Raw genomic sequence first — 12,452 nt, 5'->3', positions numbered from 1 at the left:
TCATCGCACATCATGCTGGCAACAGAAGCAAGGGCATCAGGCGGACAATGTACCAATTTGGCGTGGCTCCGCCGGTCACAGACTTGAAACGGGGGTTTAGATGAAAACATGGATAAAGGTCGTGCTCGGCATGTTCGCGGGTTTGGCAGCCATTATTGGTCTTGTTTTCTGGTTGACCGGCGATGTGACCAAGACCGGAGACGCGTTTTTCGCCGCCGTACAATCCGATGATATGGACGGTGCCTATGCATTGCTGTCGGATGATTTCAAAGCTGGATTCAGCAAGGAGGAGCTAGCTCGCTATCTTTCAAACAATGCACTAGACAAGGCCACTGGGGTAAGCTGGGGCGGGCGATCCATTACCAATAATCTCGGCAAGTTGAGCGGAACCGTTGAAACCGAAAGTGGTGGTGCAATCCCGATCAGTTTGGAGCTGGTCAAGGGTGCAGACGGCTGGAGAATTTATGCCATTGCGAAAGAAATCTCCGGACTGAAGGGCAGCAATAATGTGCCACCTTTGCCTTCGCCGGCGGAGCAGCAGGAGCTGTTTTTGGAAACCGTGATGATTTTTGGCGATTCGCTTGCGGAAGGCGACATGCAGAAACTCTATGACCATAGTTCGGCTGCGTGGCAGAAGGAGTTCTCGGTCGAGCAGATAAATGCGGCCTTTGCCGACGGTTTCAATAATCCCGATATTTATGTTGAGCTACGCAATCGGCAACAGGTCATCGATCGGGCTCGTGTAAGCGAACGCAGCGGCGCATTGCTTCTCGAAGGCCATTCTCTGATGAAGCCGAAGCCTGTATATTTCAGGCAGCGCTATACCCTGGACGGTACAGGCTGGAAACTCGAGGGTTTCGGATTCAATGTTGGCGCACCCGTCGAATGATTCCATGAACAGAATCGCTCGTAGTGGCGATAAGGTCTAGTTTATTGCGACCCGAAACTAGATCGGGGCAGCCCCCTCAGGGCTGCCCCATTTTATTTGTGCCGTTTTTTTCAGGTTCGCGGCGGTGATGGCGATTAGCCGGCTTTACGGATTTCGCGCTCGCCATAGGCGTCAGAGATGGCGGGTTGGGCAACCGCGCCGTCGCTTTGACCGAGCACCGATTTGGTCGGTCGCGAGAATAGATAGCCCTGCAACTGGGTACAGCCCAGCTCTTGCATGATCGCCATTTCTTCTCTTGTCTCAATACCTTCTGCAGTTGTCTGCATTCCCAGTTCCTGCGCCATGGCGACAATGGCACGGATGATCGCGAGGCTTTCACTTGCGCCTTGGGTTGCTGACTTCACAAAGCTGCGGTCGATCTTGATCGTTGAAAAGCTGGCACGGCGCAGATAGCCGAGCGATGAATAGCCGGTTCCGAAATCGTCAAGAACCAGATTGATGCCAAGCGAGCGCAAGCTTTCGAGCGTGGCATCGGTTTTCTCGTGATTGTCGAGGAACACGCTTTCGGTAACTTCCAGCTCGAGCCGCTCCGGATCAAGGCCGCTGGCGGCAAGCGCGCCGATGATGCTGTTGGCCAGGCCATCGCCTTCGACCTGCAAAGCCGAGACATTGACCGACAGCCGTACATGATCGGGCCAGGTCTGCGCGTGCGCGCAGGCGGTCCGCAAAACCCACGATCCGATGGTCCCGATCAACCGCGCTTCTTCGGCAATCGGAATGAAAACGGCTGGTGAAATCTCGCCCCGGGTCGGATGATCCCAGCGGAGCAGCGATTCATATCCGATAATCTCTTCACTCTCGGCATCGACAATCGACTGATAGGCAACCGATAATTGGCCGTCTTCCAGTGCCGAGCGCAGGTCATTTTCGAGAATATGGCGCTCATCCGCTTCAATTTGCATGAATTTCTTGTAGCGGACGCACTGGCCGCGGCCGGATTCCTTGCCGTGATAAAGCGCGAGGTCGGCGCAGCGGGTCAGTTTCTGGAATTCGTCGCTGTCCGCTGGTCCGACGGCCGCTCCAATGGTGGCCCCGATATTGACAGACGTCCCGTCTATGCTGTGCGTGCCGCTGATCCGCTGCATCACGTCATCACCCAGATTCGTAAGCGCCTGGTCATCTTCGATTTCCGGGATCACCAAAGCAAATTCATCGCCGCCAAGCCGCACGGCATGCGCTTCGTCGCCCGCCGCCTTCTTGAGATGGCCGGAGACATGACACAGCAATTGATCGCCAATATTATGCCCGAGCGTATCATTGACCGTTTTGAACCGGTCGAGATCGATCAACATCACAGCACAGCGGGCACCGGTCTCGCGGGCATTTTGCAGCGCATCTGTCAGCAGACTGCGGAAATAACGGCGATTGGCCAAGCCGGTGAGAAGATCATGCCGGGCGGCATGCGACAATTTGGCATTGGCTGCGCTGACCGCTTTTCGTCTGCGCCGCACAGTGACAACAACTAGGAACAGCGCCCCGATCACCGCAAAGGCGACGGCCAGCAGCAGGCTGGTATAACGCAGCGTGGTCTGTGATTGTGCGAGCAGCAGCTCGCGTTGGGCTTCTTTCGCTTCGAGCTTGGAAATCTCGAGCTCGCGATTGGCATCATCAAATTGGGCAGCCAGCAAGGCGGAATTGGTCGATGCCGCCAAATCGCGTCCATTGTCATCCAGGCGCTTGAAGGCCCGGAGATGGTCCAGCGCCTCTTTGTGGCGGCCAAGCGCGCTGAAGATCTCATGCGCGGTAGCGTGATAGTCGCGATAGGACATGGTCGAACTGGTAAGGTCGACGCCGTCAAAGGTGCGGTTGATGAAATTTTCAGCCTGGGTCAGCCGGTTGTCGGCAACCGCGATTTTGGCTCTAGTGCCCCACAGAAAAGGCTCCCATTCTGCCGCGGCATCACTTGCCATGCCCAGGCCTGAAATCGCTGTCTTGTCAGCTCTTTTGAGATCACCCTGTGCATATTGCGCAAAGGCGAGGTTGGTCAATATCCGGGTCTGCAGCAGCGGGCTTTCCATTTCCTCTGCGACGGCAAGGGCAAGCCCATATTCCCGCTCCGCATCGGCATATTTGCCCATGTCGCGCAAGGCATTGCCGCGATTATTATGGGACGACAGGTTTAACGCAGGATCATCGGCATAGACCGATTTTGCCTGATCATAATAGCTCAATACCCGCGGATAATCGCGGGCTTCGTAATAGATTGAGCCAATATTGTGCAATATGATCGCCTGGCTGCGTTTCTGATCGAGCTTTTCATATATGCGATAGGCGGCATGCATCATCGCCAGTGCCTGTTCGACCTTGCCGGTCTGACTAGCAATTGCGGCGGAGGATTTCAGCAGGTCACCATGCAATTTGGTATTGGGAGCGACCTGATTGACCCGCTTCAGAGCGTTCGCAATGACCGGCTGTGCCTGCTTGGGTTTGTTCAACCGGGTCAGCGCTTCGCCTTCCAGCCACTGGCTTGTCGCCATAGCGATGGCCGCTTCGGCCTCCGGCATCGCTTTTGCCATATCCGCAGCCTTGCGGGCGGACTTCAAGGCCTGACCCGGATCGGACATCATCGATGATTTGGTTTCGCTGATCTGCGCGTCAAATAGCGAAGGCGCCGCCTCTTCTTCTGCCAGGGCCGGGGCGCTGGTGCCATGGCAGGCCGCGACGAGCAAAAGCGCCGCTATGATCTTCCGTTCCCGCATCCTGTCCCCCAAGTCAGCCTATGGCCTGTTCAGAGGTGCGCGTGAAACAACAGCCCATTCCCCAAAAAAGCTCTTAGAATGGGATGTTTAGCAAACCACCTGCTATTATTTGGTTAACATTATTGGCTGAATTTGAACCATATTCTGCCCGTCCGAAGAAGGAGAGTTCGCCACCGCCGACAATCGGGGTCGCATAAAGAAATTCTCCGGTGAACCGGCGGCTCTGATCGGCGATGCTGAACTCACGCGCCACATTGCCGATTGTGCCGGTCGATCGATCGATCACTTCAACCGCATTATATTCAACCACACCATTCTCGATATGCATGGGCTGCGTAAAGGACAGGCGGACCCGATCGTCTTTGCGCATCAAGCCCTGTTTGCCGATCGAAAAGGCATAGGCGGAGCTTCTGATATTGCCGTCGGTCCGCAAATTCTGGTCGCTGCCGCCGTTGGAGCGGGTCAGCGCGGCGGTTGCCGACGCGGCGATATTGACGCCGTGCGGCAGATCAAAACTGGCACCGACGGTCATCGTTCTGCTTTGTGAACCGTGGCGCAAGTCGCCATCCAGAGCGGATTGGACGCCCAGCAGGCCATCTTTTTCATTCAGGCTCGCAAAGCTTACACTGACCGTGGCCGCTTTCATCGGCTTGTGGGTCATGCGCAGGTTGAAAGCGCTGGCCTGATAGTCCCTTGCATCGCGCAGACGCGCGCGTTCCGCTTGCGTCAGCTCCTGGTTTTCCGAATGATCCAGGCGTCTGTTGGTCAAACCGAACGCGATTTTGGTGTTTTTCGAAATGGCAAATTCCGCATCGACAAAGCCGCCGCCAGAGGCGAGGGCAAGCACCGGGTTCAGGCCGCCCGTATGCGCGTCATAATCCGACGTCAAACCGAAGGATTGCTGGCCCAGCAAGGCGACCGCGCCTTCACCATAACCCGCGTTAAACGCAAATTTTCCTGCAGCATCGCCGAAGCGCACGGCGCTATGAGGAATTTCACCCTGGCGGCCGCTTTGCAGGTAACGGGTTGGATTGCTTGCTGAAATTGCAAAAGTCCACCCGTCCCGGTTGGGGCTTGCAAAGCTTGCAATATCGGTAAATCCACCGCTGGCCGTCAGGTTTGATGCACCCGTATTCCAGTCGACAAAACGATCGGTGATATAGGACTGAAAATATTCTTCCGAACCGGTCACGCTGGATTGCTGACCAATCAGCTGGTCTGAAAATGGTACGACAAAATCACGATAGGTATCGCCAATTGTTTCGAACATGGTCAGGAACACGCCGTCTGCATTCCACGTGTCGCCAACGCCCCCGGCCAAAATCTGTGCGGTGGTCTGGGTGGTCAGCTGGCCGCCACTATATTGATAGATTTCAAGCGTGCCGAAATCGAGCGGCGATTGGGAGGCTTCGACATCCAGCAAGCCGACACCGTAGACATCGTCCACGCCCGGATCACCTAAATCCCGTGCGGAATCGAGAATTATACTCACGGTTTCCTCGGGATGTTGTGCCAGCCAGGGCCAGCGGTCGTGCAGCAATGTGATCGCACCCGACACCAATGGCGCGGCAAAGGATGTTCCCGACCGGCGGGTCACGCCGCCGCTGCCATCGGCCAGCAATATAAGCTCGCCCGGTGCGACAATGAACCGGTCGCGCAGATAGTTGCTGTCCCGGCAGACACCATCTTCCAGCAGACAGGTCGAACCCGGACGGTTCGATATGCTGGAGATATTGCCGATCGGATCGATCGACCCGACAACGATCAACCCGGTGTCCTGGACCGCGTTCCATTCGATATTCTGCGTTTGTGTGAGACCGTCATTGCCCGCCGCAACAACAAAAACCGTATTCTTGCTGCTCTTGGCGACATCGGCGTCATTCAACACATTGTTCCACTCGGGATGCAGCGTCCAGCCGGACACGCCCAAGGACATGTTGATGACGCTGGCGTTCGCGCTCTTCAGCGAGACGATGCCGTCCTGAATATCATCCCAGGATGCGCTGCCGGTGTGATCAAACGGATTATAGGTTGCCACCGAGGCGTTGGGCGCAATGCCCATGACACCGCGGCCATCATGGTCGGCGATCAGCAGGCTGGCGACGCCGGTTCCGTGGCCACCAACATGGGCTTCATATCCACCGGAATGGAACACATTGCCCTCGAGGTCTGGATCATTGACGATGGAAGAATCAAGAATGCCGATGATGCTGTCAGCGCCGCTGCCCTGGATTTTGGTGAGTTCCGGCGTCCAGTTGATGGCTTTCATCCAGTGGTCCACCCGGTCATTGCCGGTATATTCCATTAGCCCGTCAAACCACTCGGTCACAAACTGGGCCCGCTGGGCCATGGTCAGGGCGCTAAAGCCTGCCGCGCGATCCTGCGAAATATCAAATTTCGTGAACAGTGGATTTAGAAACGCGGCCTCAAAGGATTGACCGGTACGCGCTTCTATTGCGGACCCCCAAACGGTTTTGGACTGATTGATCAGGTCCGTGATCTGAAAATCAAGACGCGTGGTCCGCCAGCGGCTCGTGCCATATTTGGCGATGTCATTGAGCTGCAAATTGGTGTCTCTCCAGCTGGCCCCAAACCGATGCCAGAAGCTGTTCATCGCGCTGTAGCTCGGCAGGATATGACCGGAATCGGGATCCTTGGCCCCCGCAAAAGGATCAATCGTTCCACCAAAAGGGTCGACATTGCCGGCAAAGGGATTGATCGCGCCCCAGAGCGCACGCACTTCGCCATGGAATGGATTGATATTGCCGGCGAAGGGATCGATATTGCCTTCGAACGGACTGATATTGCCAGAAAACGGGTCAATCGAGCCGCTAAACGGATCGACATTGCCCGAGAATGGGTCAATAGTTCCCGAGAAGGGATCAATCGTTCCGGAGAACGGATCGATGCTGCCGCTCATCGGAACGATAGGGCGCGCATGCTCGGCCGCAGCCGCTTCGTCCGTCACGGCAAATGCCGTTTCCGGCGCAGTTTCCGCAGCCTGTGCAGCAGATGCCAAGGCCGTACCAAATATAATGGTCGCAATTGCCAAACCGCTGGAGCGATATTTCACTGGTCGTTTCATTTGTTCCCCGTTCACCCACGAACTATGATGAATGAAATAGGGGTCAGTTGTTAACCAGCGCGCAAAAAAATGGATTAACTTCACCGTAACCACCGCCGGGCCCGATTTTCTGAGCTATTTCGTCTTCAGAAATTTTGACCGCAGACGGATTAAACCGCTTAAGGCACCGAAACATATGCAGATTTATCGCTCAAAATGGCACTGAAGACGAAAAAACTTAAGGGGTTGTCGCAGATTCGGAAATGGGTTTTTCGCCCGGTACATGGCGCTATATGTGGAAAGCTAGTTGGTAATTGCGGTCGCGCGAACCGAGTTGGCATCGCTATCAGACGGGCGACGCCATAGCGCGTTATGCGCGGCTCTGCCGATGGATCAGTCCGCCAGTTCTACCTGCCGGACATCATAGCCGGCCTTGTTCAGATCGATGATCAGACCTTCCAGCTGTTCCTTGTCCTTGGCTTCGCACTCGATATCGGTGATCAGGCCCTTGGCCGGCAGGTTGGTGAAGACGCGCTGGTGGTAGACTTCGATGATATTGACTTCATGCTCGGCAAACTGTTTGACGACATTGTAAAGCGCCCCGGGCTGATCGCGCAGATGCAGGCGGAGACGCGCCAAGCGGCCGGAACGGGCGAGGTCCCGGAGGAGGACGTTGGCAAGCAGCCGCGTATCGATATTGCCGCCACATAGCACCAGTCCGACCTTTTCTCCGGCAAATTTTTCCTTGTTCCCGAGCAATGCGGCCAGTCCAGCGGCACCAGCGCCTTCGACCACGGTTTTCTCGATCTGCAGCAAAAGGCTTACAGCCCCTTCGAGCTGCGCCTCTCCGACCAGCAGAATTTCGTCGACATGATCCTTGATGATGGCGGCGGTAAACTCGCTGGGATTGCGCACCGCAATACCTTCGGCCAGCGTATCACCGCCGGGGGTGACCTCCTTACCGTGCAGTTTTCCGTACATGCTGGGATAAAGCGCAGCCTGAACGCCGGTCATCTTGATGTCGGGATTGATGGCATGGGCAGCTGTTGCCATTCCGGAAAACAGGCCGCCGCCGCCAATCGGAATGATCAACCGGTTGAGATCCGGCACGTCCTCGAGCATTTCGATCGCAACCGTGCCCTGGCCGGCCGCCACGCGTGGGTCGTCAAAGGCGTGAATATAAGTCAGGCCGCGTTGTTCGGCCAGTTCGAGTGCATGAGAATAGGCTTCGTCATAATTGCCGCCCGCCATCACGATTTCGGCGCCATGGCCCCGGGTTTGTTCAACCTTCACCATCGGTGTCGTGGTTGGCATGACGATTGTCGCAGGGATGTTGAGGTTCTTCGCATTATAGGCGAGGCCCTGTGCATGATTGCCAGCGGATGCGGCGATCACGCCGGCTTCCCGCTTGTCCTCGTTCATGAGCAACAGCGCGTTGAGCGCCCCGCGCTCCTTGTAGGCTGCGGTAAACTGCAGATTTTCAAACTTCAGATAGACCTCTGCCCCCGCCAGTTCAGACAAGGTCAGGCTTTTCAGCGTCGGGGTCTGGACGATCCGGTCCCGAATGCGGGCATGAGCCGCCGTGACATCGGCATAGTCGAAAGACGGAAGCGCAGCAGGCGCACGGGCTGTGTTTTGATCAGTCATGGTGGATCAGGCCCTAACCCATCTGGCCAATCAGGGAAACAATGATTATGGCTCAAGCCATGGCAAAAATTGGATTTATCGGATTGGGAGTTATGGGCGGGCCAATGGCGGGGCATTTGATCCGCGCTGGGCATGACCTGACTGTTTACAATCGCACGCGCGCAAAGGCCGACAAATGGGTCGCAGATCATGGCGGAAAGGCCGCCGACAATCCCGCCGAAGCGGCGCAGGATGCCCAGATTGTCATAACCTGCGTCGGGAATGACGATGACCTCAGTTCGGTCACGATGGGACGAGAAGGCGCTTTTGGCGGCATGGCAAGCGGCAGCCTGTTCATTGACCACACGACGGTTTCTGCCCGGATCGCGCGCCAATTGTCAGTGGAAGGGCAGGGACGCGGCATTCATGTGATTGATGCGCCAATGTCCGGCGGCCAGGCAGGAGCGGAAAAGGGCGCGCTGTCGATCATGTGCGGCGGCAGCAAGGAAGCGTTTGCCGCGGCCGAGATCATCATGTCGGTCTATGCCGCGCGGATTGTGCATGTGGGTGGTTCCGGGGCTGGCCAAACGACAAAGATGTGCAATCAGATCGCGATTGCCGGCGTACTTGAGGGGCTGTCCGAAGCCCTGCGCTTTGCGCAGTCCAGCAAGCTGGACCTCGATAAGGTGTATGACGCGATTTCCGGCGGTGCTGCGCAAAGCTGGCAGATGGACAATCGTTGGGCCACCATGGCCAAGGACGAATTTGATTTTGGATTTGCGGTTAACTGGATGCGCAAGGATCTGGGGCTGGCTCTGGAGGAAGCGCGTTCCAATGGCGCGACTTTGCCCGTCGCTGCGTTGGTTGATCAATTTTATGCAGAGGTGCAGGCTGCCGGGGGTGGCCGCAAGGACACCAGTGCGCTGGTGTCACGCTTGCCGGGCAAAAAGGGAATATAGGGGATAATATGCAGTATATTTCAGGCAAGCTTGCCGGGATGGCGATGGCTTTGGCACTGGCGATCGGTGGCACACCGGTCGCGGCGGAGGGTTTGATCGAAAATGTCAACGGCCTGACGCTAAACGCCGATGGCGAGCTGGAGCGGTTCACCGCGATGGTCATTGATGATGACGGACGTGTCAAAGCATTGCTCGATCGCAAGGACAAGCGGCCCAAAGATGTCGAGTTTCAGTTTGACGGAGAGGGCAAAACCCTGATCCCCGGCTTTTTTGATGCCCATGGGCATGTCATGGGGCTCGGTTTTGGCGCCTTGACGCTGGATCTGTCGGCGACCCGGTCCTTGGCCGAAGCTCAGCAGGCGTTGCGCGAATATGCGACCCGATATCCCAACCGGCAGTGGATTATCGGCGGCGGCTGGAATCAGGAAACCTGGGGATTGGGCCGTTTCCCAACGGCGGCAGAGCTGGATGCAATTGTGCCTGATCGCCCCGTTTTTCTGAGCCGCGTTGATGGCCATGCCGCCTGGGTGAACAGCGCCGGCATGAAGGCGGCGGGTATCACTGCTGCGACAAAAGTTCCGTCCGGCGGGGCCATTGAAAAAGTTGGTGACAAGCCGAGCGGTATTTTCGTCGACAACGCTCAGTCCCTGTTTGACTCAGCGATCCCGGAACCGCGGCCGGTCGAGCGCGATCTTGCATTGATGAAGGCGCAGGAAATCCTCTTGTCCAATGGCGTGACAGCGATTGCTGATATGGGCACAACGATGCAGGACTGGCAAAGCTTTCGCCGGGCAGGGGACAAGGGCCAGCTTTCCGTACGGATTGTATCCTATGCCGCCGAAATCGACAATATGATCGCGATCGCGGGGCCAGGGCCTTCGCCATGGCTCTACGATGACCGGCTCAAGCTGGCGGGGGTAAAACTGTATATTGACGGGGCGTTGGGTTCGCGCGGGGCTTTGCTCAAAGCGCCTTATGCCGACAAAGCCGGATTGTCCGGTCTGGCACTGCTGACCCCCGCGCAGCTCAAGAACAAGATGAGCCGCGCGGCGATGGATGGTTTTCAAACCGCTGTCCATGCAATCGGGGACAAGGCGAATGATGACATCCTGTCCGCAATCGAAGAATTGCAAGGCAGCTACAAAGGGGATCGGCGTTGGCGCATAGAGCATGCGCAGATATTGGACCCGATTGATTTGCCTCGCGTTGCACAGACCGGCGCCATTGCCTCGATGCAGCCGGTGCACCAAACCTCCGATCGCTTGATGGCTGAAGCCAGGTTGGGCCCGGACCGGCTGGCAGGCGCTTATGCCTGGAAATCGATCTTGAATGCGGGCGGACGACTAGCCTTCGGGACGGATGTGCCGGTGGAATCGGTTAACCCCTTTCCCGGTCTTGCGGCTGCGATTACGCGCGAAGATGCCAATGGCGAGCCATTTGGCGGCTGGCTGCCGGCGGAGCGGCTTACCCGGCTGCAGGCATGGAAAGCCTATACGGTTGATTCGGCTTATGCCGCTTTTGCAGAGGATCGATTGGGGAGTTTGCAACCGGGCATGCGTGCGGATTTCGTGATCATCGACAAAGATATCATGCTGGTTCCGCCGCGCGAGATCCGTGATATCACCGTGCAGCAGACTTGGATTTCAGGCCGTCCGGCCTATGTAAGAAAAACGCCATAAAGAACGGGATAACTCGCTATAAAGGCAACTAAACAAGTTTTGTCGCTAAAAACTTGCGTTTCTCACTAGTTGGCCGTATTCGTCTACGAGATAACGGATGCAACCAAAGAAAAAGAGTCGCGCGGCGTTATTGGACTATCAGGGGGTGCTCAGTCATTTTTGGCTGGAACCTTGTGATGATAATATCCTGATTGGAGTATGAAATGAACTTTAAGAAATTGGCAGCTTCTGTTGCAGCTGTTTCCCTCATGACCGCCCCTGCAATGGCCCAGGCCGTGCAAAGCACAGCTCCTGTAGCTGAGCGCATTGGCGCAACTGCTGAAGCAGATGCTGAGAAACTCGAAGGTAGCTCCGGCATCATCATCGGTGTTTTGGCTGCTGCTGCAGTGATTGCAGGCATCATCATTATCGCTGACGATGATGACGATCCAACAAGCCCCTGAGGCCTGAATTCGAATCTATGAAAAACGGGGCGTTTTCGCCCCGTTTTTTTTGTCTCCAACAATGATGGTCGACGAATTTTCTGACCATACCCGCTATTCCGCGGGGCATTCCCATCCACAAAGGGTTACAATGTGGTAAATTGCCTTTTCATCGCCGCTGTCCCGAGGCATATAAATGTCAACGATTCTCAAACAGGCAATGAAAAGGTAGTTGTGTGACTGCTCCGGTTCGCTTTCCGCGTTTTTTTGTGACCAACCCCAGCCCATGTCCTTATCTGCCGGGTAAAAGCGAACGCAAGGTCTTCACCGAGCTGAGTGGCCCCCATACGGATGAACTGAACGATGCGCTGGGCCGGATCGGATTCCGCCGGAGCCAGAATGTTGCCTATCGCCCGAGCTGTCTTGATTGCAAAGCCTGTATTTCGGTCCGCGTGCTCGCTCACGAGTTCCAGCCCAATGCGACGCAGCGAAAATTGCTCCGGCGCAACCAGGACCTCGTCGTGGAGGCGTGTGAGCCTTGGGCAACCGAGGAACAATTTGCATTGCTCCAGAAATATCTGTCCAAGCGCCATCCGGGCGGCGGCATGACCGAAATGGACGAGATGGACTATTCCGATATGATCGAGCAATCACCGGTCAAAAGCTATGTCGTTGAATATCGTGAACCGCCCGTAGACGGTAAAAAAGGCCGGTTGGTTGGTGCCTGCCTAACCGACAAGCAGGGCGATGGCCTGTCGATGATTTACAGTTTTTTTGATGCCGACCATGCAGAGCGTGCGGGGCTCGGTAACTTTATCATCCTCGACCATATCCTGCGCGCCCGCAAAGCCGGTTTGCCCTATGTCTATCTTGGATATTGGGTCAACGGATCGCGGCGGATGGAATATAAGATCCGTTTTCAGCCACTGGAACAACTGGGCCCTGATGGCTGGCGGTTGTTCGATGCTGGCGCAGTCGGGAAATAGCGCTGCCTTAGTTTGAAACAATCGTACTAGCGGCCAATATTTTCCTAAAAACGGATTCTATCGCGTGC

8 protein-coding genes are annotated in these 12,452 nt (G+C 56.2%); 5 read left to right on the top strand and 3 right to left on the bottom strand.

Going from position 1 to position 12,452, the window contains the following annotated elements:
• The first annotated feature begins 121 nt into the window (after nucleotides 1–121).
• Entirely contained in the window at nucleotides 122–889 is a 768-nt protein-coding gene (locus ACZ1GS_RS10765) for a hypothetical protein (RefSeq protein WP_472695186.1), read from the top strand.
• Nucleotides 890–1,023: 134 nt separating this feature from the next.
• Here the strand turns inward: ACZ1GS_RS10765 and ACZ1GS_RS10760 are convergent, their stop codons facing one another.
• The 3 genes from ACZ1GS_RS10760 to ACZ1GS_RS10750 form a co-directional block, all read right to left on the bottom strand.
• Nucleotides 1,024–3,648 carry a putative bifunctional diguanylate cyclase/phosphodiesterase gene (locus tag ACZ1GS_RS10760; protein ID WP_472695185.1) on the bottom strand — a complete coding sequence of 875 codons (2,625 nt, stop codon included), beginning with the start codon at nucleotides 3,646–3,648 and terminating at the stop codon, nucleotides 1,024–1,026.
• A 73-nt stretch (nucleotides 3,649–3,721) separates the two neighbouring features.
• Nucleotides 3,722–6,733 carry a S8 family peptidase gene (locus ACZ1GS_RS10755; protein ID WP_472695184.1) on the bottom strand — a complete coding sequence of 1,004 codons (3,012 nt, stop codon included), beginning with the start codon at nucleotides 6,731–6,733 and terminating at the stop codon, nucleotides 3,722–3,724.
• 372 nt (nucleotides 6,734–7,105) lie between these two features.
• Nucleotides 7,106–8,359: a threonine ammonia-lyase gene (locus ACZ1GS_RS10750; protein WP_472695183.1), complete on the bottom strand. Its 1,254-nt coding sequence runs from the start codon at nucleotides 8,357–8,359 to the stop codon at nucleotides 7,106–7,108.
• A 59-nt stretch (nucleotides 8,360–8,418) separates the two neighbouring features.
• Here ACZ1GS_RS10750 and ACZ1GS_RS10745 point away from each other — a divergent pair, with 59 nt between their 5' ends.
• The 4 genes from ACZ1GS_RS10745 to ACZ1GS_RS10730 all read left to right on the top strand — a co-directional run bounded on the left by ACZ1GS_RS10745 (nucleotide 8,419) and on the right by ACZ1GS_RS10730 (nucleotide 12,384).
• A complete protein-coding gene (locus ACZ1GS_RS10745; RefSeq protein ID WP_472698123.1) occupies nucleotides 8,419–9,297 on the top strand; it encodes an NAD(P)-dependent oxidoreductase in 879 nt (292 codons plus the stop codon).
• Between the two features lie 8 nt (nucleotides 9,298–9,305).
• Nucleotides 9,306–10,976, top strand: coding sequence for an amidohydrolase (locus tag ACZ1GS_RS10740; protein WP_472695182.1), 1,671 nt, complete (start codon nucleotides 9,306–9,308; stop codon nucleotides 10,974–10,976).
• 203 nt (nucleotides 10,977–11,179) lie between these two features.
• Nucleotides 11,180–11,419: a hypothetical protein gene (locus tag ACZ1GS_RS10735; protein WP_472695181.1), complete on the top strand. Its 240-nt coding sequence runs from the start codon at nucleotides 11,180–11,182 to the stop codon at nucleotides 11,417–11,419.
• A 215-nt stretch (nucleotides 11,420–11,634) separates the two neighbouring features.
• Nucleotides 11,635–12,384 carry an arginyltransferase gene (locus ACZ1GS_RS10730; RefSeq protein ID WP_472695180.1) on the top strand — a complete coding sequence of 250 codons (750 nt, stop codon included), beginning with the start codon at nucleotides 11,635–11,637 and terminating at the stop codon, nucleotides 12,382–12,384.
• Nucleotides 12,385–12,452 lie beyond the last annotated feature (68 nt).

The sequence above is a fragment of the Parasphingorhabdus sp. W113 genome, assembly GCF_055693205.1.
This window is presented reverse-complemented; position numbering and strand designations above follow the sequence as displayed.